The sequence below is a fragment of the Ralstonia sp. 25C genome (assembly GCF_051904805.1).
Lineage (GTDB): Bacteria > Pseudomonadota > Gammaproteobacteria > Burkholderiales > Burkholderiaceae > Ralstonia.
On sequence record NZ_CP196737.1, the window covers coordinates 1871995 to 1896168 of the forward strand.

The following is a 24174-nucleotide window of genomic DNA, read 5'->3' on the forward strand; positions in this document are numbered from 1 at the left end:
GAATTCCAATCATTCCAATCTTCCGGAGAAACCTTTCATGAGCAACTTTCCTGCTGATCTGAAGTACACCGAACACGACGAGTGGGTCCGCGTTGAGGCCGACGGCACGCTGACCATCGGCATCACCGATTTCGCGCAAGATGCGCTCGGCGACATCGTCTTTCTGGATCTACCGGAAGCCGGCCGCGCCGTCGCCAAGGACGAAGCGATTGCCGTGGTGGAATCGGTGAAGGCCGCTTCCGACATCTACGCACCGGTGTCGGGCGAGATCATCGCCAACAACGAGGCAGCTTCGGGTGCTCCCGAATCCGTCAACGCCGATGCCTACGCGGCGTGGCTGTTCAAGATCAAGCCGACCAACGCCGACGACGTGAATGCCCTGATGTCGGCCGAGCAGTACGCTGCCACGAAAGGCTAAGCCACACCTCAAGCCGATGCGCCTCACCTGCGCATCGGCTTTTTCTGTTTGATTCGAGCCCTTGCCATGAACGCTCCGCACCCCGCTTCCTCGGCGCTGTCTGCCGAACGCCCTTCCCTGGCTGACCTGGAGGCGCGCGACGCCTTCTCGCACCGCCACATCGGCCCGTCTGCCGACGAGCAGGCCCAGATGCTCGGCACGCTCGGCTACGACAGCCGCGCCGCGCTGATCGACGCCGTGATCCCGCCCGCCATCCGCCGCCAGGACGGCATGCCGCTGGGTGAATTCACGCAGCCGCTGACTGAAGAGGCGGCGCTGGCCAAGCTGCGCGGCATCGCCGGGCAGAACCGCGTGGTCAAAAGCCTGATCGGCCAGGGCTACTACGGCACGCACACGCCGGGCGTCATCCTGCGCAACATCCTGGAGAACCCGGCCTGGTACACGGCTTACACGCCGTATCAGCCGGAAATCTCGCAGGGCCGCCTGGAAGCGATGCTGAACTTCCAGCAGATGGTGATCGACCTGACGGCAATGGACATCGCCAACGCGTCGATGCTGGACGAAGCCACCGCCGCCGCTGAGGCCATGACGCTGCTGCAGCGCATTGGCAAGTCGAAGTCGACCGTCTTCTTCGTGGCCGACGACGTGCTGCCGCAAACGCTGGAAGTCGTGCGCACGCGCGCCGAGCCGATCGGCGTGCAAGTGGTGACGGGCCCCGCCGCAGATGCCGCCAAGCACGACGCCTTTGGCGTACTGCTGCAATACCCAGGCGCCAACGGTGCGCTGCTGGGCGATCTGGCGACCTACAAGGCACTGACCGACGCCGTGCACGCTGCGGGCGGTCTGGTCGTCGCCGCTGCCGATCTGCTGGCGCTCACGCTGCTGGCTGCCCCGGGCGAATGGGGTGCCGATGTGGTCATCGGCAACACGCAGCGCTTTGGCGTGCCGTTCGGTTTCGGCGGCCCGCACGCCGGCTACATGGCCGTGCGTGATGCGTTCAAGCGTTCGATGCCGGGCCGCCTGGTTGGCGTGACGGTCGATGCGCAAGGCAACTCGGCCTACCGCCTCGCACTGCAAACGCGCGAGCAGCACATCCGCCGTGAAAAGGCCACCTCGAACATCTGTACCGCGCAGGTGCTGCTGGGCGTGATGGCGTCGATGTACGCCGTCTACCACGGCCCGCAAGGCCTCAAGCGCATCGCCCAGCGCGTGCACCGCCTGACCGCCACGCTGGCCGCCGGCCTGCGCGCGGTCGGCTACACGCTGGAATCGGACGCCTTCTTCGACACGCTGACGGTCGCCACCGGCCCGCGCACCGCCAACCTGCACATCGCCGCACAGGCGCACGGCATCAACTTGCGCCAGATCGACGACGCACGTCTGGGCATCTCGCTGGACGAGACCGTCACGCGTGCTGATGTGGTCGCGCTGTGGGATGTCTTCGCACACGCCGCTCACGCTGCCGCACCGGACTTCGACAAGACCGAAGGGGCTGTCGCCGATGCGTATCCGGCATCACTGGTGCGCCAAAGCGCGTACCTCACGCACCCGGTGTTCAACGCGCACCACTCCGAGCACGAAATGCTGCGCTACCTGCGCAGCCTCGCCGACAAGGACCTGGCGCTCGACCGTACGATGATCCCGCTGGGCTCGTGCACGATGAAGCTCAACGCCACCGCCGAGATGCTGCCGGTGACGTGGCCCGAGTTCTCGAACATCCACCCGTTCGCGCCGGCCGACCAGACCGTGGGCTACCGCGAGATGATCGACCAGCTCGAACAGATGCTGTGCGCCGCCACCGGCTACGCCGCCGTGAGCCTGCAACCGAATGCCGGCTCGCAAGGTGAGTACGCCGGCCTGCTGATCATCCACGCGTACCACGCCAGCCGTGGCGAAGGGCACCGCAACGTGTGCCTGATCCCGTCGTCGGCGCACGGCACGAACCCGGCATCGGCACAGATGGCCGGCATGCAGGTCGTCGTGGTTGCCTGCGATGAGCGCGGCAACGTCGACCTGGCTGACCTGGAAAAGAAGGCCGCCGAGCACAGCAAGAACCTCGCGGCGATCATGATCACCTACCCGTCCACGCACGGCGTGTTCGAGGAAGGCGTGAAGCGCGTCTGCGAGATCGTGCACAGCCACGGTGGCCAGGTGTATGTCGATGGCGCCAACATGAACGCCATGGTCGGCACCGCTGCGCCGGGCCACTTCGGCGGCGACGTCTCGCACCTGAACCTGCACAAGACGTTCTGCATTCCGCACGGCGGTGGCGGCCCGGGCGTCGGTCCGGTGGCCGTCGGTGCGCACCTCGCACCGTTCCTGCCGGGTCGCGCCGCTTCGGGTGAAGACGCCAGCCAGAACATCGGCAACGTGTCGGCCGCCGCATTTGGTTCGGCGTCGATCCTGCCGATCTCGTGGATGTACATCGCCATGATGGGCGCGGCCGGTCTGACCGCCGCCACCGAGACGGCCATCCTGTCGGCCAACTACGTGGCCAAGCGTCTGGCGCCGTACTACCCGGTGCTGTACACGGGCGCGCACGACCTGGTGGCGCACGAGTGCATTCTCGACATCCGTCCGCTGCAGAAGGAATCGGGCATCAGCAATGAAGACATCGCCAAGCGCCTGATGGACTTCGGCTTCCACGCACCGACGATGAGCTTTCCGGTGCCCGGCACGCTGATGATCGAGCCGACCGAAAGCGAGCCGAAGGTGGAACTCGACCGCTTCATCGACGCGATGATCGCCATCCGTGGCGAAGTCGACAAGGTGATCTCGGGCGAATTCGACCGCGAGGACAATCCGCTCAAGCACGCCCCGCATACCGCCAACGTGGTGATGGCCGATGACTGGTCGCACAAGTACACGCGTGAGCAGGCCGCCTACCCGGTGGCCTCGCTGCGCAAGCAGAAGTACTGGCCGCCGGTTGGCCGTGCCGACAACGTCTACGGCGACCGCAACCTGTTCTGCGCTTGCGTGCCGATGAGCGAGTACGCGCAAGACTAAGCCGGCAATCCCGGCGCGACCGTGGTCGCGCTGCGCCACAGGCGGCCGCCTCGCACCACGGGGCGGCCGTTTGCATCTGAATACCCCGTGCGCGGTGGCCACAAGCCGCCCGCCCCTTTTGCAAAACACCCCCGGAGCCCTACCCCATGGCTGTTTCCGTTTTCGACCTCTTCAAGATCGGCATTGGCCCGTCCAGCTCACACACCGTTGGGCCGATGCGCGCTGCGCTGATGTTCGCCTCCGGCCTCGAAGCCGATGGGCTGATGGCCAAAGTGGCCAGCGTGCGCGTGGAGCTGTACGGCTCGCTTGGCGCTACCGGCAAGGGCCACGGCACCGATCGTGGCGTGATCCTGGGCCTGATGGGCGAGGCGCCGGACACCATCGACCCCGACACGATTGAAGCGAAGCTGGCCGAGTTGCGTAAATCGCAGTCCCTGTCGCTGCTGGGTCGCCATGCCGTGCGCTTTACCGAGAAGGAGCACATCGCCTTCTATCGCCGCGAGGCGATGGCCGAGCATCCGAACGGCATGAAGTTCCACGCCTTCGATGCGGCCGGCGAGCGCCTGCGCGAAGCGCGCTACCTGTCGGTGGGCGGTGGCTTTGTCGTCACGGCTGGCGCGGCGAATACGCAGGTGCTGTCTGCACACGACCAGTTGCCGCATCCGTTCCGCAGCGGCAAGGAACTGCTGGCGATGTGCGCATCGACGGGCAAATCCATTGCCCGCCTGATGCTGGAGAACGAACTGACGTGGCGCACGGAAGCGGAAGTGCGCACCGGTCTGCTCAACATCTGGCACGTGATGCAGGCGTGCGTGGCGCGCGGCTGCCGTACCGAAGGCGAACTGCCGGGACCGTTTCACGTGCGCCGTCGCGCGGCCGAGCTGTACACACGGCTCACCGGTCAGGCGGAGCGCACGCTGTCCGATCCGCTGTCGGTGATCGACTGGGTGAACCTCTATGCCATCGCCGTCAATGAAGAGAACGCCGCTGGCGGGCGCGTCGTCACGGCGCCGACCAACGGCGCGGCTGGCATCATCCCAGCGGTGATGCACTACTACGACCGCTTCGTGCCTGGCGCGAATGACAACGGCATCGTGGATTTCCTCCTCACCGCGGGCGCAATCGGCATGCTTTACAAGATGAATGCGTCCATCTCCGGTGCGGAGGTGGGCTGCCAGGGTGAAGTGGGCGTGGCCTGTTCCATGGCCGCCGGGGCGCTGGCTGCGGTGCTGGGCGGCACGCCTGCGCAGGTGGAGAACGCTGCCGAGATCGGCATGGAGCACAACCTCGGCCTGACGTGCGACCCGGTCGGCGGGCTGGTGCAGATTCCGTGCATCGAGCGCAATGCGATGGCGTCGGTGAAGGCGGTCAATGCGGCGCGCATGGCGTTGCGCGGCGATGGCACGCACTATGTGTCGCTCGACTCCGTCATCAAGACCATGCGTGAAACCGGCGCGGATATGAAGACGAAGTACAAGGAGACCGCTCGCGGCGGCTTGGCGGTCAATATTGTTGAGTGCTGATTCTTTGGTTTGATGTGGGTGGTTTGCCCCTTGTTTCATCCCCTGCCGGGGCTGACTCACTTTCTTTGTCTTGCCAAAGAAAGTAAGCAAAGAAAGGCGCGCCCGATGCGGCGAAAGACTCCTTGAATTTATGTCGCAAGGAGGGAGGGGAGGCAAACTCGCTGCGCTCAGACAAGCCTCCCCTCTTTTTCCTCCTTGCAACAGAAATTCAAGGCGCCGCATAGGGCAGGAAAGTCAAAGGACACAAGCCAAACCCTCGGGCCACCAGCCCGAAACGACAAGGCCAACCTCACGAGGGGTTGGCCTTTGTCTTTTGACGTTCTGCCCTTGATGGCGCCTTGAATTTCTGTAAGCGGGCGGAAAAAAGATGGGGAACTGTCTGAGCGAAGCGAGTTTCCCCATCTCCGCCCGGTTACAGAAATTCAAGGGATGGGTCGCCATCTCGGGCGCGCCTTTCTTTGCTTACTTTCTTTGGGCAAGACCAAAGAAAGTGAGTCAGCCCCGGCAGGGGATGAAACAGGGGATGCACCACCAAGGCCCACCCCGGCAGGGAACGAAACAACCGATGCCCCACAAGCAAAAAATTAGAGCAAACACCAAACAAAAACCAACAAGCCGCCGCCTCGCCCCCCTCCTATAATCCGCGCGATAAGCCCCCTCTTAGGAGACCCGCGGATGCAATCCCTCCATCCCCCCAAGCACGTGCCGGCAGCCACCCTGCCGGAGTTGACACTGCGCGGCATGATCCTCGGTGCCGTCATCACCGTGATCTTCACGGCGTCGAACGTGTACCTCGGCCTGAAAGTCGGCCTGACGTTTTCTTCAGCGATTCCGGCGGCAGTGATCTCGATGGCGGTGCTGCGCATGCTCGGCGGCACCAACATCCTCGAGAACAACATGGTGCAGACGCAGGCGTCTGCGGCGGGGACGCTGTCTTCCATCATCTTTATCCTGCCCGGCCTGGTGATGATCGGGCACTGGCAAGGCTTCCCGTTCTGGCAAACGTTTGGCGTCTGCATGGCCGGCGGTATGCTGGGTGTGGTGTTCACGATTCCGCTGCGTCACGCGATGGTGGTGCAAAGTGATCTGCCCTACCCCGAAGGCGTGGCGGCGGCGGAAATCCTCCGCGTAGGCAGTGGCCACTCGGAGGACGGCGCAGACGCAACGGAAGACGCCGTACCCGCAGCCACCGGCATGCGCGACCTGGCGGCGGGCGGCATCGTTGCGGCCATCGTCGCGTTTGCGACCAGTGGCCTCCGGCTGCTCGGTGAAGGCGCGAGCTGGTGGTTCGCTGCAGGTGCCGCAGTGGTGCGCTTGCCGCTCGGTTTTTCGACGGCGCTGCTGGGTGCGGGTTACCTGATTGGCCTGGTGGCCGGGCTCGCGATGCTGGTGGGCCTAGTCATCGCCTGGGGCATCGCCGTGCCGTACCTGACGTCCATCACACCGATGCCGGCAGGCAAGGCGCTCTCTGCGTTCGGTACGGACATCTGGCGTACGCAGGTGCGCTTCATCGGGGCAGGCGTGATTGCGGTGGCGGCCGTGTGGACGCTGGCCACGCTGATCGGCCCGGTGGTGCAAGGCGTGAAGCGCTCGTTCGGCAGCCTGCGCCCGCAAGGCGATGCCAAACAGCGCACCGAGCAAGACATGGCGCCGCGCTGGATTCTGCTCGTTACGCTGGCGATGGTGGTGGTGCTGGTGATTACTTTCGCGGCCTTCTTGGCGCCGACCATGCTGTCGGCCGGTTCGCGCTGGACGCTGATTACCTGCGCGGTGATCTTCGCGGTGGTGTTCGGCTTTCTGGTGGCCGCGGCGTGCGGCTACATGGCCGGGCTCATCGGGTCGTCGTCGAGCCCGATTTCGGGCATCGGCATCATCGCCATCACCTTGGTGTCGCTGCTGTTGTTGGCCATTGGCGCGGACAATGGGCTGATGGGCTCGCCGGAAGCGAGCAAGCTCGGCATTGCGCTGGCGATCTTTACCACCTCGGCCGTGGTGGCCGTGGCGACCATCTCCAACGACAACCTGCAGGATCTGAAGACCGGCTGGCTGGTCGGGGCCACGCCGTGGCGCCAGCAGGTGGCCCTGCTGATCGGCTGCGTGGCGGGTGCGGCGGTCATCTCGCCCGTGCTGGAGCTGCTCTACAACGCGTACGGCTTCCCCGGTGCGCTGCCTCGCGCGGGCATGGATGCCGCACAGGCGCTGTCCGCGCCGCAGGCCACGCTCATGACGGCGATTGCCACCGGCATCTTCACGCACCAGCTCGAATGGAACATGGTGATTGCCGGCATCGTCATCGGCGTGATCCTGATCGCCATCGACTGGGCGCTCAAGCAGCGTGGCGGTGTCGCTCGTCTGCCCGTGCTGGCGGTTGGCATCGGCATCTACCTGCCGCCGACGATCAGCACGGTGCTGGTGACGGGCGCGGTGCTGGCGTGGATCATCGAGAAGATTCTGGCCAAGCGCGCGCAAGCGGCCGGCGTGCCCTACGCGCGCTATGCCGAAGTGCCGAACCGCCACGGCGTGCTGCTGGCGTCGGGCCTGATCGTGGGCGAAAGCCTGGTCGGCGTGCTGATGGCGGCTGTTATCGGCGGCACGGGCAAGGATGCGCCGCTGGCGATCGTCGGCGCGTCGTTTGAAGGCACGGCGCAGTGGTTGGGGCTGATCGTGTTCGCGCTGGTGTGCTGGGCCTTTGCGCGCCGCGTGCTGGCGGTGCGCCCCACGTACTAACGCACTAACTAACGGATCGGCAACTACGCAGGCTGCACCAAGGCCTGCGTCCAACGCCCGCAACCCCGTCGCACGGTTTCGTGCAGGTTGCGGGTTTCATTTTGGGCGCGGCGGATCCACTCGGCATCCGTATCGCGCGCCTCGACCACCTCGCGCACCATGTCGAGTGCGCCTTCGGACGACAGCGCCTCGGCGTGCGTTGACAGCACCTTGCTCGTTTCCAGGATGTGATCGGCCAGCGCCCCGCGGTTGCCCGTGGTCGGGTCAACGTATTCGCCCGCCAGCCCGAAGCGGCATGCCTGAAAGCGGTTGAACGTGTAGACGAGGTAATCGTCTTCCACCGGCGTGAATGGGCGATCAAGCAGGAGCCAGCGGCCCAGCGCCTGGATATAGGCAGCAATGGCGGCGGCGCGCTCAACGGTGAGCGGGGTGTCCATCACGCGCACTTCGATCGTGCCGAATTCGGGCTTCGGGCGGATGTCCCAGTAGAAGTCCTTCATGCTTTCGATCACGCCCGTGGCATGCATCTTGTCGAAGTACGCGATGAAGGCGTCCCACGTCAGCACGAACGGCGCGCGGCCCGACATCGGGAAGGCGCTGACCGAGTTCATGCGTGCGGAGGCAAACCCGGTATCCACGCCCTGCACGAACGGCGACGACGCCGCCAGCGCAATGAAGTGCGGCACGTAGCGCGACATGGCGTGCAGCAGGTACAGCGCGTCGTCCGGGTTCGGACAGCCAATGTGCACGTGCTGCCCGAACACGGTGAACTGCTTGGCCAGATAGCCGTACAGATCCGAGATGTACTGATAGCGCGGCGACTGCGAAATCTGCCGCTGGCTCCACTGCTGGAACGGATGCGTGCCGCCCCCGCAGATGCCGATGTTCAGCGCTGTGGCCGCTTCGGCCATGCGGTCGCGCATTTCGCGCAGTTGCCACAGCGCCTCGTCGTGGCTGTGGCAGATGCCGGTGGAGATCTCGATCATCGAATCGGTGATCTCCGGCTTGATGTCGCCGGGGTGCTCCTTGCCCTTGAGCATGCGCAGCAAATCGGGCGACGCCGAGGCCAAGTCATAGTCATGACGATTGACGAGCTGCAGTTCCAGCTCAACGCCAAACGTCAGGGCTTCGGATTTCGAGAACGGTTCGAGGGACATGGGGCTCAACGCCTCCCTTCGTCTTGTCGCACTTCACCCGCCCAGCGCAGCGAACGCGCGGTCAGGATGGGGGCGACGATTTGCTGGATCGCCAGCGTGCACAGGATGATGGCCGCCAGCGGCCCACCGGTTTGCGGGTACAGCGCCGCCGTATCGTGCATCAGCAACCATGACAATCCCGACATCGGCCCCAGCGCCAGGCCCAGCGCCACGCTCTGGCGCATCGACAGGCCCGAGAACGAGCCCAGCGCGGTGGTGCCGGCCAGCTTGGCGATAAAGCGCGCCAGCACCAGCGCCACGGCCGCCACGCCGCCGATCGCCCAATCCGACGCCTTGAGCGGCAGGCCGAGCGACACGATCATCACCACAATCAGAATGCTGCCCGCGCTGCCGAAGTGCGACGGCCACACACGCGGGTGATCGTCCTGATGCTTGAAGACCACGCCGGCCAGCAGCAGCGTGAGCGGCACCGAGAGCTTCAGCAATTTGGCCAGCGCCAAGGCAAACAGCACGAGGCCGACCAGCACCAGGAAGGCATAGTGGTCATCGCCCGCCATGCGGTGGTACAGCGCGTGGCCCACCTTGCCGACCACCCAGGCCAGCGCAACGGAGCCGACCAGCAGGTAGAGCGGATGCAGCAGTGCGGCGCCCCAATGCCCGTACTCGCTGTGCAGCCACCCGGCCGTCAGCGGCACCAGCACGCTGGCGTAGATGCTGTTGAGCGCGCCGAGCGAGAGCAGCCGTTCCGTCACCTGGCCTTCGGCGCGCAGTTCGTTCTTCAGTTGCAGAAGCACGGTGGGCGAGGTGGCCACGGCAATGGCGCCCGCGGCCACCGCCACCGGTACGGCCACGCCAATCGCCTGGAGTATCCAGGTGACGAGGCCCCAGGTCAGCAGGCTTTCGAAGCCGCTGGTCAGCAACAGCCAACGATTGGCACGCAGCCACTCGAATGAGAGCCGATGCCCCAACTCGAACAGCGCAAGCGCGAGCGCCATCTCGATCAGGATGTGGGTCTGGTCGAGCATGTCGGCGTCGATCAGCGGGCGGCCGAGCACACCCGCCGCCAGGCCCGCCACCGCGTAGCCCACGATGCGTGGCAACTTGAATGCGACGCGCGCAAACTCGCCGCACAGCGCCGCACCCACCAGCGCCAGCCCGATCCAGAACAGGCCGCCAGGAGCGGGCGGCCACGCAGGGAAGAGATCGTGAAGTCCTGTCATGGCCGACATGGTACCCGAAGGCCTCCGCCGGAAAAGTCAGTCAAGCACTGACACGCGATAAGACCGTGTTACACGATATTTAATAATAGATCGAAGATTTTCGATGCAGATGCCAGCAACTCTGTGTTTGGAGGGGCGCGTCGCGGCCAAAGAAAAACCGCCCCGGAGGGCGGTTTTCATCCTGCGAATGGAGGAAACCGATCGGCTTACTTGCCGCCGACGCTCTCCAGCGGTGCCCACTTGCCACCGGTGACCTTGTAGACGGTAATGCCACCATCCTTCAGGTCGCCCTTGTCGTCGTAGGCGTAGTGCTTGGCGGTCACGCCTTGCGCGTTGGTCGCGGCCAGGATCGGCAGGTACTTGGCCGGATCCGACGAGCCGGCAGCCACCATGGCCTTCATCAGGGCCATCGCGCCGTCGTAGGCGTACGGCGAGTACGTCGCCACCGGCGTGCCGAAGCGCTTCTCATAGCGGGCCTTGTAGCCTGCGCCGCCCGGCATCTGCTCCAGCGGCAGGCCAGCCAGCGATGCCACCATGCCTTCGGCCGCTTGCGGGCCGGCCAGCTTGATGAATTCGTCGGTCTTGGACATTTCGCCCGACATCAGCGTGGACTTGATGCCCAGTTCACGCATCTGCTTGAGCAGCGGTGCGGATTGGCCTTCGGCGCCACCGTAGAACACGGCGTCCGGGTTCTTGCTCTTGATCTGCGTCAGGATGGCCTTGAAGTCGCTGGCCTTGTCGTTGGTGTACTCACGACGCACGATCGTGGCGCCGGAAGCCTTGGCAGCCTTCTCGAACTCGTCCGCCAGACCTTGGCCGTAGGCGGTGCGGTCGTCAATGATGGCGATGTTCTTGTAGCCCAGCTTCTTGACGGCGAACGAGCCGACCACCGAACCCTGCTGGGTGTCGGAGGTCATCATGCGGAAGGTCGTCTTGTAGCCTTGCTTGGTGTATTCCGGGGCCGTCGCCATGGCGATCTGCGCGATGCCGGCCTGGTTGTACACGCGCGACGCCGGGATGCTGGTGCCCGAGTTGAAGTGGCCAATCATGCCCTTGATGCCGCTATCCACCAGCTTCTGTGCGACGGCAGTGCCCGTCTTCGGGTCAGCCTGGTCGTCTTCGGCCAGGAGCTGGAACTTGACTTCCTTACCGGCGATCTTCGGGTGCGTGGCGTTGAACTCTTCAACGGCCAGGGTCGCACCGTTCTTCATGTCCGTGCCGTATTGCGCTTGCGGACCCGACATCGGGGCGGCAAAGCCCAGCTTGATGACTTCCTGGGCCGATGCGGCACCACCCAGCGCGCACAGTGCGGCTGCCAGACACAGTTGCTTCAATTTCATTTGTGCGTCTCCTAGTTCAAACGCAATTTGGATCAATAGCGCGACGGGATCACCATCGCCCTCCTCCCGCTTCGCATTCCACCCGCACCCGTCGTGGGGGTGAAACCGCGAATCCTGCTCGTGCTCCCCGTCAGCCGATGGTCATCAGGCTGGCGTTACCACCCGCCGCGGCCGTATTGACCGACAGCGAACGCTCGATCAGCAGGCGCTCCAGCGCCAGCCCTTCCCCACCATGCGGCAGGCCTTGCACGCCGACGATCGGGCCTGCACGTCGTGCCAGCCCTTCGCAGATAGCGCGCAGATGATCCGAATCGCCGTGGTGCAGCACCGCATCAAACGCCGCTTCGTCGGTCAACCCGACCACACGGACGCGCGATTGTACTGCCGCCGGCAGCGTGCGCAGCACCGCTTCGATGGCAGGGTTTTCCTGCACGACAGCCGTACTGCCAACCGCCAGCACGGCCGCCAGTTGGCGCAGCCAATCGGCCGGATCGGCGGCCACACACAGCACCGCTTCGCGTGGCAGCAGCGTGTAGGTGTTGCGTTCGCCGGTCGGGCCGGGCAGCGTGGCCGTGGCACCGGTGGCTGAGGCAGCGGCCAGGCGTTCGCACAGTGCAGCCAGTTCGGGCGATTGCTTGCGCGCCCAGTCGGCCAGTGCGTCGAACGGCGCCAGCAGCGCGCGGCGTGCATCGGTATCGACTTCCGTACCCGCGCCTGCGGTCAGCTGCAGCGCGGTGCGCATGCCGTCCTGCGGACACGTCAACAGCAGACGCAGCAGATACAGCGGCCCGCCCGCCTTCGGGCCGGTGCCCGAGAGGCCTTCGCCGCCGAACGGCTGCACGCCCACCACGGCGCCCACAATATTGCGGTTCACATACAGGTTGCCGACGTGGGCGCGGTCCACGACATGCGCGATGGTCTCGTCGATGCGCGTGTGGATGCCCAGCGTGAGGCCGTAGCCCGTACCGTTGATCTGCTCGATCAGCTTGGTCAGGCCGGTGTTGTCCGCCGAGCGCTTCCAGCGCACCACGTGGAGCACCGGGCCGAAGATTTCACGCGTCAGGTCCGACAGGCTGTCGAGTTCGATCACCGTCGGCGGCACGAAGGTGCCGTGGGCGCACGCATCGGGCACGGGTGCCTGATGCACGCGGCGGCCCTTGGCGCGCATCGCTTCGATATGGCCGACGATGTTGTCGCGTGCTTCGGCGTCGATTACCGGGCCCACGTCGGTGGACAGGCGATCCGAGTTGCCCATCGCCAGCTCGGCCATGCCGCCCTTGAGCATCGTCAGCACGCGGTCGGCCACGTCGTCCTGCACGCACAGCACGCGCAGTGCCGAGCAACGCTGGCCTGCCGAATCGAACGCGGACGACAGCACATCGGCCACCACCTGCTCGGCCAGCGCAGACGAATCCACGATCATCGCGTTCTGGCCACCGGTTTCGGCAATCAGCGGGATCGGCGCGCCGTTAGCATCCAGGCGGCCAGCCAGCGTGCGTTGCAGAATGCGCGCGACTTCGGTCGAGCCAGTGAACATCACGCCCTTGGTGCGCACGTCCTTGACCAGCGCGGCACCCACAGTCTCGCCGCGGCCCGGCAGCAGTTGCACGGCGCCGGCCGGTACACCGGCTTCGCGCAGGATGCGCACGGCCTGGGCGGCGATCAGCGGGGTCTGCTCGGCAGGCTTGGCCAGCACCGGATTGCCAGCAGCGAGCGCTGCGCTCACCTGGCCGGTGAAGATCGCCAGCGGGAAGTTCCACGGGCTGATGCAGACCACCGGGCCCAGCGGGCGGTGCGTGTCGTTCGAGAACCCGCCGCGCACCTGCGCTGCGTAGTAGCGCAGGAAGTCGACAGCCTCACGCACTTCGGCGATGGCGTTGGACAGCGTCTTGCCTGCCTCGCGGATGATCAGCCCCATCAGGTGCTGCATCTCGCCTTCCATCAGGTCGGCCGCGCGGTCGAGCAGTGCGGCGCGCGCTTCTGGCGGCGTGGCCTGCCAGATCGGCGCAGCGGCAGCGGCGGCAGCGAGTGCGGCGTCGACATCGGCTTCGTTGGCTTCGGTCACGTGACCAACGATGTCACGCAGGTCTGACGGGTTGCGCACCGGTTGAGCGGTGCCACCGGCGTACGGCGCATCGCCGATGGTCGGTTCGGCCGTCCAGACCGTGCTGGTGCCGGCAAGAAGGGCGGACGACAACGACGCCAGGCGCTGCTCGTTCGCCAGGTCAATGCCCGACGAGTTGGCGCGGACGTCGCCGTAGAGGTCGCGCGGCAGCGGAATCTTCGGATGCGGTAGGCCGAGCGTGCCTTCCTCGGCGTGCATCTTCTCCACCACCGCCACCGGATCGGCGACGAGGTCGTCCAGCGGAATCGACTCGTCCGCAATGCGGTTCACGAACGAAGTGTTCGCGCCGTTTTCCAGCAGACGGCGCACCAGGTAAGCCAGCAGCGTTTCGTGCGTACCGACCGGCGCGTAGATGCGGCACGGGCGGTTCAGCTTGCCGGGCTTGTTGCCGACGACCTGCTCATAGAGCGGCTCGCCCATGCCGTGCAGGCACTGGAATTCGTACTGGCCGGGGTAATAGTTCTGGCCAGCCATCTGGTAGATCGCGGCCAGCGTGTGCGCGTTGTGCGTGGCGAACTGCGGGAAGATCGCCTCGGGCGCGGCCAGCAGCTTGCGCGCGCAGGCCAGGTATGACACATCGGTGTAGACCTTGCGCGTGTAGACCGGGTAGCCCTCCAAGCCCTCGACCTGGGCGCGCTTGACCTCGCTGTCCCAGTAGGCGCCCTTCACCAGGCGGATCATCAGGCGGTGCTTGCTGCGGCGTGCCAGGTCGATGATGAAGTCGAGCACGAACGGGCAGCGCTTCTGGTAGCCCTGCACCACGAAGCCGATGCCGTTCCAGCCAGCGAGCTCAGGCGCAAAGCACAGGCGCTCCAGCAGATCGAGCGACAGCTCCAGACGGTCGGCCTCTTCCGCATCGATGTTGATGCCGATGTCGTATTCACGCGCCAGCATCGCCAGCGCCTTCACGCGCGGGTACAGCTCGTTGATCGTGCGGTCGTACTGCGCGCGGCTGTAGCGCGGGTGCAGCGCCGACAGCTTGATCGAGATGCCCGGCCCCTCGTAGATGCCGCGCCCGCCCGAGGCTTGGCCGATCGCGCGGATGGCCTGCTCGTACGACGCGAGGTAGCGCTGCGCGTCTTCCTCCGTCATGGCGGCCTCGCCGAGCATGTCGTAGGAGTAGCGGAAGCCTTCGGCCTCGAACTTACGCGCGTTGGCCAGTGCTTCGGAAATGGTTTCGCCGGTGACGAACTGCTCGCCCATCAGGCGCATCGCCATGTCCACGCCCTTGCGGATCAGCGGCTCGCCGCTCTTGCCGATGATGCGCGTGAGCGCCTTCGACAGACCGGCTTCGTTGTGCGTGGCGACCAGCTTGCCCGTCAGCAACAGGCCCCAGGTGGCGGCGTTCACGAACAGCGACGGGCTTTGGCCGACGTGCGAATACCAGTTGCCGTTGCTGATCTTGTCGCGGATGAGCGCGTCGCGCGTAGCCTTGTCGGGAATGCGCAGCAGCGCTTCGGCCAGGCACATCAGCGCCACGCCTTCCTGGCTCGACAGGGAGAACTCCTGGATCAGGCCCTGGACCAGACCTTCGCGACCGGTGCCGACCTTTTGCGTGCGGAGCTTGCCGGCGAGGTCGCGGGCGAGCTGCTTGGCTTCCGAGGCGAGCGCGGCCGGCAGGCGGGCCTGCTCCAGCAGCATCGGAATGGCTTCGGTTTCCGGCCGGCGGTATGCGGCGGTAATGGCGGCGCGCAGCACCGATTGCGGTTGCACGCTCTGTGCGAATTCGAGGAACGGTTGCACCGCGGGCGCAGCGTCGTCACCCACGCCCTCGTGCACGTCCGAGACGGCTGCGGCGGCGGACAGGAGGCCATCCGCCGCCGGGCCGTTTGCGTCTGCTCTTACGTCATTCGGCAGCTGCCCCCGCTCCACTTGATCCAGATACGTGAAGATCGCCTGCTTGATCAGCCAGTGCGGCGTGCGGTCAATGGACTGCGCAACGCGCTTGAGGCGTTCACGCGAAGCATCGTCCAGCTTGACCCCGAGGGTGGTTGTAGCCATGTGGGTTCCTATCCGTAGCTGCCATTGCCAAAGCTTGTGGCCGGCAAATTGGAGCGGATCATACGCCTGGCGATTTGGAAGGTGCAACCTAGTACAACCCCTTGCTACGAAAGGGGTAAGTTTTGGTGCAACCGCACGTGATGGAAGCTTGGTTTCCCCAAGTGTTGGGGGTAAGACGGCGCCGGCTAGATCCGCAGGGGATCAATCTCCAACTGCCAGCGCACCCCTTTCACGGTCTTGCTGATGCTGGCAAATCCCTCCGTCCAGGCGGACAGAAGCTTCTGCAAGGCCGCCCGAGAGCCACTTTCTACCAGCAACTGCGCCCGCTCGCGGTTGGCCAGCCGCACCATGGTCATCGGCACAGGATCGTGCAAGAACACCGGCGCACCCGATTCAGCAACCAGGGTTTCGCCCATGTCCCGTGCCGCCTTCAAGAACTCCAGTGCCCGCGTCACTTCTTTGTGTTCGGTGGTCAGCAACGCCTGGTAGGCAAACGGCGGCAACCCAGCCTGTTTGCGCTCACGCAAAAGCTGACGCGCAAACCCGCCATAGTCATGGCGCACCAGCGCCTGCAGCGCCGGCGCATCGGGGTAGCGCGTCTGAATCAGCACCTCACCGGCAAGGCCAGCCCGGCCAGCACGCCCCGCCACCTGCATCAGCGAGGCAAACAGGTGCTCACCGGCGCGGAAGTCATGGGAGAAGAGCGAAGGATCCGGAGCCACCACCCCCACCAGCGTCACCCGCTGGAAGTCGTGCCCCTTGGCGACCATCTGTGTGCCGATCAGGATGTCGACGCTGCCTTCGTGCACGGTGTCGAACAGCGCTTCGGCGCTGCCCTTGCGGCGGGTGGAATCGGCATCGATGCGGGCGACGCGTGCCTCGGGAAACAGTGCGCCCAGCGTCTCTTCGATGCGCTGCGTGCCGCGCCCGAGCGGGGCGATGTCAACGTTGCCGCAGTCGGGGCAGTGATGCGGAATGCGCGATTCATAGCCGCAGTGGTGGCACCGCAGGCGGTGTTCGGGCTTGTGCAGCACCAGGTAAGCCGAGCATCGCGGGCACCCTGACAGCCATCCGCAAGAATCGCACGACAACACCGGCGCGTAGCCCCGGCGGTTGAGGAACAGCAGGCTCTGTTCGCCACGCGCCAGACGATCGGCAATCGCGTCGACCAGCGGCTTGGAGAGCCCATCACGAATCTCCCGCCCAGCACGCCGCTCCAGATTCAGGTCGATGAGCGACACGCGCGGCAGCACCGCTTCGGCCTGCGCGCGCTGGGACAGCGTCAGGCGCGTGGTGGCGCTCTGCTCCGCCCGCCACCAGGTTTCCAGCGAGGGCGTCGCCGACCCCAGCACGACGGGGATGTTGCGTTGCTTGGCGCGCCACAGCGCCAGATCGCGTGCGGAATAGCGCAGGCCTTCCTGCTGCTTGTAGGACGTATCGTGCTCTTCGTCGACGAGGATGAGCGCCAGATTGGGCAGCGACGCCAGCATCGCCAGCCGCGTGCCGAGCACGATGCGCGCCTCGCCCTGGTGCGCCGCGAGCCAGTTCAGCGCGCGCGGCTGTTCGGCCAGGCCGCTGTGCAGCGCCGCCATGGGTACGCCCGGAAAACGCGCCGCGATGCGCGCTTCGAGCTGCGGCGTGAGGTTGATTTCAGGCACCAGCATCAGCACCTGCGCAGCCGGGTCGCGCGCCAGGGCGTCGGCGATGGCGTGCAGATAAACCTCGGTCTTGCCGCTACCCGTCACACCGTAGAGCAGGAACGGGCTGAACGAGCCGGCCGCTCCAGCCTGGGCGATAGCCGCCACGGCAGTGGCTTGTTCATCATTGAGCGCGGGCGCGACGGAAGGCTCAGGCAGTTCGAGCGGTTGCGGCAGCAGCGCTTTCGGCCGCAGTTCTGCGCGCAGCCAGCCAACAGCGGTCCAGTCGCGCAGCTTGGCCACGGCCTGTCCATGCAGCGCGACGGCGGCGCTGGTGGATAACTCGCCGTCACCGGTGATCGCTTCGGCCAGGCGCATGGCGCCGGTGGCGCGTTTGGGCACGCTGTCGAGCAATGCGGCGGCGTGTGTGGAGGCCGGCTCGGCCATCACGTAGACGGTTTCGGTGGCCTGGCGCGCGAGGTTGTCCCAGCTACCCGGCGTGCGCCAGAGCGGCGGCAGCGCCGGCAAGGTCACCTCGCCCAGCGCGCGGTGGTAGTAACCGGCGGCAAATTCGGCCAGGGCGCGCCATTCGGCATCGAGCGGCGGCACCCAATCGAGCACGCGCTCGACCTCGCGCAGCTTCTCTTGCGGCACGTCGGTGGTGGTGGCGGTCTCGACCACGAGTGCTACCACGCGGCGGTTGCCGAAGGGCACGACCACCAGTTGCCCCGGCAACACCGGCTGCGCGCACCGGTAATCGAACACCGCATCGAGCGGCGTATCAATCACCACCCGCGCGATGGCGGCCGACACCGGGGCATCAGAAAACGCGGCGTCGACGTGGGTGGTGGTCATGCGAAGCGCAAACGGTTGAATTGCAAAGAGTTTGTTGCGTTGCGGCGATCTATCGCGCACCTGGAAAAAGCGGCTGGCCCGTCGCCCCTTGCCGGCGCAGTGAGCCCGCCGCGCTGCCAATGCTCAAGTATTACTTGAGGTTTGCGTCTTGGCGCCCTGATCGATGGCGCATTTTTGATCTGTCCACACAGGCTGTGGATAACTTTGTTGAAAAGTCGCTGGTTCTGCTCGTGGAAGGCCGTCAACACAGCGGTTTTCTGGCTTGCACGATTTCCGCACGTTCGCTTTTATCTCAGAAAAATCAAACACTTATGCGATGTGTGAGCGAAGCGTCCACTGCTGCGCCGCGAAAAAAACCAGCCGAGACAGCTTTGTGCATAAGTCAAGTCTTGACAGCTTAAGTCTGCACAAAAACGTGCGAAATAAATCGCTTGACAGGGGTTCTGGCCCAGCTTGGGCCACCCGCACGCGAGTGGACACTCACCCTAGCTGCACCAAAGCGGCGATGATTCCACTCGTGCCGTCGGCTGCACGCACCGTAGCAGGTCGATTCAAGCGCTATCGCACTGCAACATTGATCTGTTACTTGGCGTTCGCGCGCAACGTGCGGCTGTAGCTGTGCACCTCGTCCACCAGCACCGTCACCGCTTCGGGCGGCGTGAACTGCGAAATGCCGTGGCCGAGGTTGAAGATGTGGCCGTCCCCACCGCCGCCGGCAGCGTAGTCATCCAGCACACGGCGCACCTGGGTGCGGATCGCTTCGGGCTCGGCAAACAGCACGGTCGGGTCCAGGTTGCCTTGCAGGGCAACGCGGCCGCCGGTGCGCTGGCGAGCCCGCTGCAGGTTGACCGTCCAGTCCACGCCCAACGCGTCGGCGCCGGTTTCGGCCATGGCTTCAAGCCACAGGCCGCCGCCCTTGGTGAACAGGATGACCGGCACGCGCTGGCCATCGGCCCCGGCACGGATGCCTTGCACCACACGCCGCATGTAAGCCAGCGAGAACTCTTGATAAATACCGTCTGCCAGTGCCCCACCCCAGGTATCGAACACCTGCACAGCCTGCGCACCGGCTTCGATCTGCGCGTTCAGGTAGTCGATGACGGCCTGCGCGTTGATCTCGAGGATGCGGTGCATCAGGTCCGGACGCGCATAGAGCATCGACTTGACGGTGCGGAAGTCGTCCGAGCCAGCGCCTTCGACCATGTAGCAGGCCAGCGTCCACGGACTGCCCGAGAAACCGATGAGCGGCACGCGCTGGCGGCCGTCCTGCACCAGCGCGCGGCGGATTTCGGCCACGGCATCAAATACGTATTGCAATTGCGACATGTCCGGCACCGACAGCGCCGCCACGTCAGCCTCCGTGCGCACCGGCTTGGCAAAGCGCGGGCCCTCGCCCTGCGCGAACGACAGGCCCAGCCCCATGGCGTCGGGCACGGTCAGGATGTCGGAGAACAGGATGGCCGCGTCCAGCGGATAGCGGTCCAGCGGCTGCAGCGTCACCTCCGTTGCATACGCCGGCGACTTGGCCAGGCCGAGGAAGCTGCCGGCGCGCGCGCGCGTGGCGTTGTACTCGGGCAGGTAACGGCCCGCCTGGCGCATCAGCCACAGCGGTGTGTACTCAGTCGGCTGGCGGCGCAGAGCGCGCAGGAAGGTGTCGTTGGCGAGCGGTGCGGACATGGCGGAGGACTCTGGATGAGGGCGCCATTGTAAGGGAAGGTGTTTCCGCCCCGGCCTGATCCACGCCAACCTCTGCGCAGGTCAGAACACACTTCACGGCACCTTGTGCGTATCGCCCGCGCGCTGCGGCGGCAGCTTGATCGCCATGGCCTTGAAGTCCGTGCTGGTGGTCAGCGTGCCGTGCACCACGCCATGCGGAATGACCAGCAGATCGCCCGCCCTGACCTCGCGCGGGCCGTTGTCGAGCCAGACGGTGGCCGTGCCGGACATGACGTACTGGATCTCGTCCGAATAGGTGTGCGTGTGCTTGGCCACGGTGCCCACCTGGATGCCCACCGTGCCGTTGGTGGTGCTCACCAGTGTCTTGGTGCGCAGCGTGCCCATCTCGGCGATGACGGGGCCGATTTCATCCGGCGTCATGCTGCCCATGTTGATGAGCTGCGCCGCAAGCGGCGGTGCGGCCGGTGTGGCGGGCGCAGCCATCGGCGCCGACGCTTGCGCAAACGCACCGGCACATCCGCAGAAGCCGGCGACAAGGCAAACCGCCCGCAAGACGGCAACAGAACGATGGTGGCGCATGGCATCTCCTCCTGTGTGGCGCGATGGCGGCGATTGTCGCATCGGTACGCGGGCGCGGAGACTAGGGCGACTCCCAAGGGCGCATCGTCCGTCGCCCTGCGGTTTGCCTATAGTGGACGGCACCCATCCCCGCCCGAACAGGAGACCGGCATGACACACAAGGGAAGTTGCCACTGCGGACACATCGCCTTCGAGGTCGAAGGCCATCCGGACAGCGCCATGGCGTGCAACTGTTCGATCTGCCAGCGCAAGGGGTCGCTGCTGTGGTTCGTGCCGCGCGACAAGGTGAGGCTGCTCACGCCCGAGGGCAACGCCCGCACCTACGTTTTCCACAAGCACGTGATCAACCACCGCTTCTGCCCGACTTGCGGGATCCACCCGTATGCCGAGGGCGCCATGCCAGATGGCACGCCGATGATTGCAGTGAACGTGCGCTGCCTGGAAGACATTGATCTGGATAGCGTGCCGGTCACGCATTTCGACGGGCGGTCGCGGTAAGCACCACTAAGCCAGTTACGGCGCTACAGCCACATCTGCACGACCCGCTGCCCTGCCCTCACCGGCTCGCCATTCGGCATCCACACCGCATCGAGCATCGGCCGCACGAGATCGAGTTCGGTGGAGATGCCATCCTGCCGCCCAAAGCGCACGCTGTTCGCGGCCTGGGCTTCGACGATGCGGCGATCCTGCTCTGCCACGCGATAGAGAAACGGCCACACGAGCCAGCGCACCGCCCAGGCCGGCGCCCAGCGGTTCTCCACATGCAGCGTGGCGAATACGCGCGTGCGCATCTCGTCTTCGGGCGTGAAATGCAGCGTGAAAACCAGCGCGCTGCCGTTGGCGTAGCGGTACTCGAGCTGGGCCGTCGCGGGGGCGGCCGTACCGAAATGCGCGCGTTCCACCGTCCGTGGCGATTCGAACAACCGGTACAGCAACCCGCTCTGCTGCGGCTGGCCGGTGTAGTCCACCTGCATGCCATCGGCGGATTGCGTGACGGCAACCGTCACCGGCTGGCGCGCACCGTGGCTGCGCACGAGACCCGGATGCACAAGATGCGTATGCAGCGGGTCGAGAAAGTTCTCCAGCGCGTCCACCGGGCGCGCCTGCCAGAGCGTGCTCCACAGAAAGCGCCGGCTGCCGGGCGGTAGGCGATTCAGGAACGCCGGGAGCGCAGCGGGGCCGGCTTCGCCGGGTGGTCGCGCACTCAACCAGATCAGCCCATCGTGCTCAAAGACGTGCCATGCATGGACCTGCACGGCAGGTACGGCGGCGCTCGGGCACAGACCGGGTATGGCGGTGCATCGGCCGTCGGCCCCGAACGTCCAGCCGTGGTATTTGCATTGCAGCGTCTCGCCAACGAGTGCGCCATCCGACAGCGGTACCTGCCGATGTGGGCAGCGGTCGTCCAGCGCGAGCAGCTTGCCGGATGGCAAACGGGCCAGCACCACCGCGCGACCGAACAGCGTCACGCGCATCGGCGTGGCTCGCAGGCGGTGCGCCTCGGCCACGGGATACCAACCGCGCAGCAGCGTGGGGTTCCAGACAGCGGCCGTCATAGCTGAAAGCGTTGCATGATGGGTACCCCGATCCGGGTGGTAAGGCTGCGCAACACACCGATCGCGCGGCGCGTGGCAGATGGCAAGTGCTGGGTGTAGACCGCGCTCATCTCGATGGCCGGCACGCCACCGCGCAGGCGCTTGAAGTGGGCGGCGCCGGCGCTGAGGTTCAACTCGGCATCGCGCTTCATCGTCAGGCGCAGCACGTGCGCCATCAGCAGGCGATACAGGCCGGCTGACGGCGGCCACGTCGTGTCGTAACCGACGATGGGTGCGGTCAGCAGCGGCCCCTGCCCAAACACGCCGACCACCGCGCGCAGCACGCCCTGCGCATCACGAAAGCCCGCGCAGTCGAGCAGCCCCGCCGCGTGCCATGCCCGCAGAAACGCCGCTGTGTAGCGCGGGTTCAACGCGGAGTACTTGTCGAGATAGAGCTGCGCATACAGCCGCTCGGCCTGCGCGAAATCGGCATCGACAAAGGCGCCGTGCGGCACGAACGTCAGCGGCGTCTTGTCGAGCCAGCGCAGGTCGCGCCGCAGGTTCTGGTGCTGGCGTGTGTTATGCAGATCGCGGAACACGTAGACCTGCCGCGTGGGGATCAGGTCGAAGCCCGCCGCCGCAGTAGCACGCAACCAGTCGGCATGCTGCACCGTGTTGAGCGAACGCAGCCAGATGGCGCGATCCGGCCAGCGCTCAAGGCACGTGCGCACCAGCGCTTCGAGGTCGAACGCCGCTGCCGATGGGTACAGGTTCGTGCTCACCAGCCAGTTGTTGACGGCGACGGCGCGGTCCAACTGCGCATGCCGCATCCATGCATCGGCCAAGCCGATCGCGCCACGCAACACCGGCCGGAGCACACGCGGCATCAGGCGCTCGGATTCTTCCGCCGCATAGCGGCCGTAGGTGGTGATGGGCGAGCAGATCCAGGCGTTGTCGGCATGACCGACGCGATCCTCGCTTCCGTTGACGGTGACCGGCAAGGGCAAGCCACCCGCCTCCACCACGTCGACTTGCGTGACGAGATTGGCCACGAACGGCAGCGACGCCTGCCCGCGATGCACGTGCAGAAACGCAGCCGCCTTGTCGGCAAAACACGCATGTGGCACGGCGCCAGGCGCGTTCATACCTCGGGCAGCTCCTGGCCGTCCCATTCGATGTCCTGTGTGGCGGCTTCGCGCATGTTGCAGCCCTGGGCGATAGCCAGGCGCGCATACGCAGCGAGATTACGCACGCCGCCCCACAGCGGACCGCGGTCGCCCGGGGTGCCGAGGACGTCGGTGGCGGCATGCCAGTCGCGGCGCCATTGGGTCAGCTTGCCGCGCCGGAGTGCCTCAAACAGCCCGACCGACGCCATGACTGCCGCCGCCATACGCGGCACGCCGGATGAGGGTTCGATGCAGCCATCGAGCGTGCCGGCCAATGCGGCGGGCAACGCGTCATCGATACCAAACAAGTGGCTACCGCTGGTCGCACGTGGGTTGCATTCGAGCGGGCTCACGCGGCCATTGGCCTGCTGGATCCAGTCGAACGAGAGCTGCCCTGTGAAGTCGAGCTTGCGCGCGAAGTTGGTGACGAAACCGCGCACGGCATCGATGCGCGCAGGCGCGAAGTAGAAGCTCGCGCTGGTCAACATGCGCCAATCCGGGCGATACAGCGCATGCGCCACCAGCCGGCCTCGATCGGCCACGCTGTACGAGCAGAACTCCTGCCCTGCTACCAGCGTCTGCACTACCCACGCGCCCAGATCAGCCAGTGGCGGCGCATCGTCGGGGATGCCGTTGCGATACAGGCGCACATGCACGCCAAAGCGCGAGTACTCGGGCTTGAGCACCACGGGCCGGCCCGCCGCCCAGGCGCGCGCTTCGTCCAGCGACTGCACGCGCGCGGAGACCGGCACATCGGCGCCGCAATCCTGCGCAAGTTCAAGGAATTGCCATTTGCTATGCACCGCGCGCAGTTTGCTGAAGTCGTCGGCCAACACGCGTACGCAGCCCGGCAGGTGATGCCGATAGCGCGACACGTAGAAGACTTCCTCGCACGTCGGCACCACCAGATCGATGCGGTGCTCACGCACGATGCGCGCAAGGTCCGCCACAAATTGCGCTGGCGCATAGCGCGGTGAAGCCATGCGCAACGTCGACGTCACCGCCTTGGACGCCCCGCTGATCTGGCACGGAATGCTGTCGGCAATGCAGACCGTCCACCCTTGGTGGGCAAAACGGCGGGCGTGGTCGAGCGCGACAGGCGCACGGCCACCGAGGATCAGCACATTGGGCATACGGGCGGAGCGTTGAGATCAGGCAACGTCCGCCGAAAGCGAGAGGCGCGGGGGATGTTGCCGGGGGCTCCATTC

15 protein-coding genes are annotated in these 24174 nt (G+C 65.8%); 5 read left to right on the forward strand and 10 right to left on the reverse strand.

What is annotated here, in order from left to right:
- Positions 1-37: 37 nt before the first annotated feature.
- The 4 genes from gcvH (at position 38) to ACS7SF_RS08720 (ending at position 7674) form a co-directional block, all read left to right on the forward strand.
- Positions 38-418, forward strand: a complete 381-nt coding sequence (gcvH, locus tag ACS7SF_RS08705; protein ID WP_439892559.1) for a glycine cleavage system protein GcvH — start codon at positions 38-40, stop codon at positions 416-418.
- A 66-nt stretch (positions 419-484) separates the two neighbouring features.
- Entirely contained in the window at positions 485-3424 is a 2940-nt protein-coding gene (gcvP, locus tag ACS7SF_RS08710; protein ID WP_439892560.1) for an aminomethyl-transferring glycine dehydrogenase, read from the forward strand.
- 146 nt (positions 3425-3570) lie between these two features.
- Positions 3571-4947 carry an L-serine ammonia-lyase gene (locus tag ACS7SF_RS08715; protein WP_439892561.1) on the forward strand — a complete coding sequence of 459 codons (1377 nt, stop codon included), beginning with the start codon at positions 3571-3573 and terminating at the stop codon, positions 4945-4947.
- 675 nt (positions 4948-5622) lie between these two features.
- Complete coding sequence (locus tag ACS7SF_RS08720) at positions 5623-7674, forward strand: OPT family oligopeptide transporter (protein WP_439892562.1); 2052 nt, start codon at positions 5623-5625, stop codon at positions 7672-7674.
- Between the two features lie 23 nt (positions 7675-7697).
- Here ACS7SF_RS08720 and ACS7SF_RS08725 read toward each other — a convergent pair whose 3' ends face one another.
- The 7 genes from ACS7SF_RS08725 to ACS7SF_RS08755 all read right to left on the reverse strand — a co-directional run bounded on the left by ACS7SF_RS08725 (position 7698) and on the right by ACS7SF_RS08755 (position 20265).
- Complete coding sequence (locus ACS7SF_RS08725; RefSeq protein WP_439892563.1) at positions 7698-8831, reverse strand: YbdK family carboxylate-amine ligase; 1134 nt, start codon at positions 8829-8831, stop codon at positions 7698-7700.
- 5 nt (positions 8832-8836) lie between these two features.
- On the reverse strand, positions 8837-10060 hold the full coding sequence (locus ACS7SF_RS08730; protein WP_439892564.1) for a cation:proton antiporter: 1224 nt from the start codon (positions 10058-10060) through the stop codon (positions 8837-8839).
- A 197-nt stretch (positions 10061-10257) separates the two neighbouring features.
- A complete protein-coding gene (locus ACS7SF_RS08735) occupies positions 10258-11391 on the reverse strand; it encodes a branched-chain amino acid ABC transporter substrate-binding protein (protein ID WP_439892565.1) in 1134 nt (377 codons plus the stop codon).
- 130 nt (positions 11392-11521) lie between these two features.
- Positions 11522-15517, reverse strand: coding sequence for a trifunctional transcriptional regulator/proline dehydrogenase/L-glutamate gamma-semialdehyde dehydrogenase (gene putA, locus ACS7SF_RS08740; RefSeq protein WP_439892566.1), 3996 nt, complete (start codon positions 15515-15517; stop codon positions 11522-11524).
- A 185-nt stretch (positions 15518-15702) separates the two neighbouring features.
- Entirely contained in the window at positions 15703-18009 is a 2307-nt protein-coding gene (locus ACS7SF_RS08745) for a primosomal protein N' (RefSeq protein ID WP_439892567.1), read from the reverse strand.
- A 582-nt stretch (positions 18010-18591) separates the two neighbouring features.
- Complete coding sequence (hemE, locus tag ACS7SF_RS08750; protein ID WP_439892568.1) at positions 18592-19686, reverse strand: uroporphyrinogen decarboxylase; 1095 nt, start codon at positions 19684-19686, stop codon at positions 18592-18594.
- Between the two features lie 93 nt (positions 19687-19779).
- Positions 19780-20265 (reverse strand): cupin domain-containing protein, encoded by a 486-nt coding sequence (locus ACS7SF_RS08755; RefSeq protein ID WP_439892569.1) that lies wholly within the window; start codon positions 20263-20265, stop codon positions 19780-19782.
- A gap of 150 nt (positions 20266-20415) precedes the next feature.
- Here ACS7SF_RS08755 and ACS7SF_RS08760 point away from each other — a divergent pair, with 150 nt between their 5' ends.
- On the forward strand, positions 20416-20763 hold the full coding sequence (locus tag ACS7SF_RS08760; protein ID WP_439892570.1) for a GFA family protein: 348 nt from the start codon (positions 20416-20418) through the stop codon (positions 20761-20763).
- A gap of 23 nt (positions 20764-20786) precedes the next feature.
- Here the strand turns inward: ACS7SF_RS08760 and ACS7SF_RS08765 are convergent, their stop codons facing one another.
- From ACS7SF_RS08765 to ACS7SF_RS08775, 3 genes are read right to left on the reverse strand one after another with little or no spacing between them, the layout of a single operon-like run.
- Positions 20787-21821: a Rieske 2Fe-2S domain-containing protein gene (locus ACS7SF_RS08765; RefSeq protein ID WP_439892571.1), complete on the reverse strand. Its 1035-nt coding sequence runs from the start codon at positions 21819-21821 to the stop codon at positions 20787-20789.
- The gene (locus ACS7SF_RS08770; RefSeq protein WP_439892572.1) at positions 21818-22945 is read right to left on the reverse strand and encodes a hypothetical protein; all 1128 of its coding nucleotides are present in this window, start codon (positions 22943-22945) and stop codon (positions 21818-21820) included. The genes ACS7SF_RS08765 and ACS7SF_RS08770 overlap by 4 nt, the downstream gene beginning before the upstream one ends.
- Positions 22942-24099, reverse strand: coding sequence for an ATP-grasp domain-containing protein (locus ACS7SF_RS08775; RefSeq protein ID WP_439892573.1), 1158 nt, complete (start codon positions 24097-24099; stop codon positions 22942-22944). The genes ACS7SF_RS08770 and ACS7SF_RS08775 overlap by 4 nt, the downstream gene beginning before the upstream one ends.
- Positions 24100-24174 lie beyond the last annotated feature (75 nt).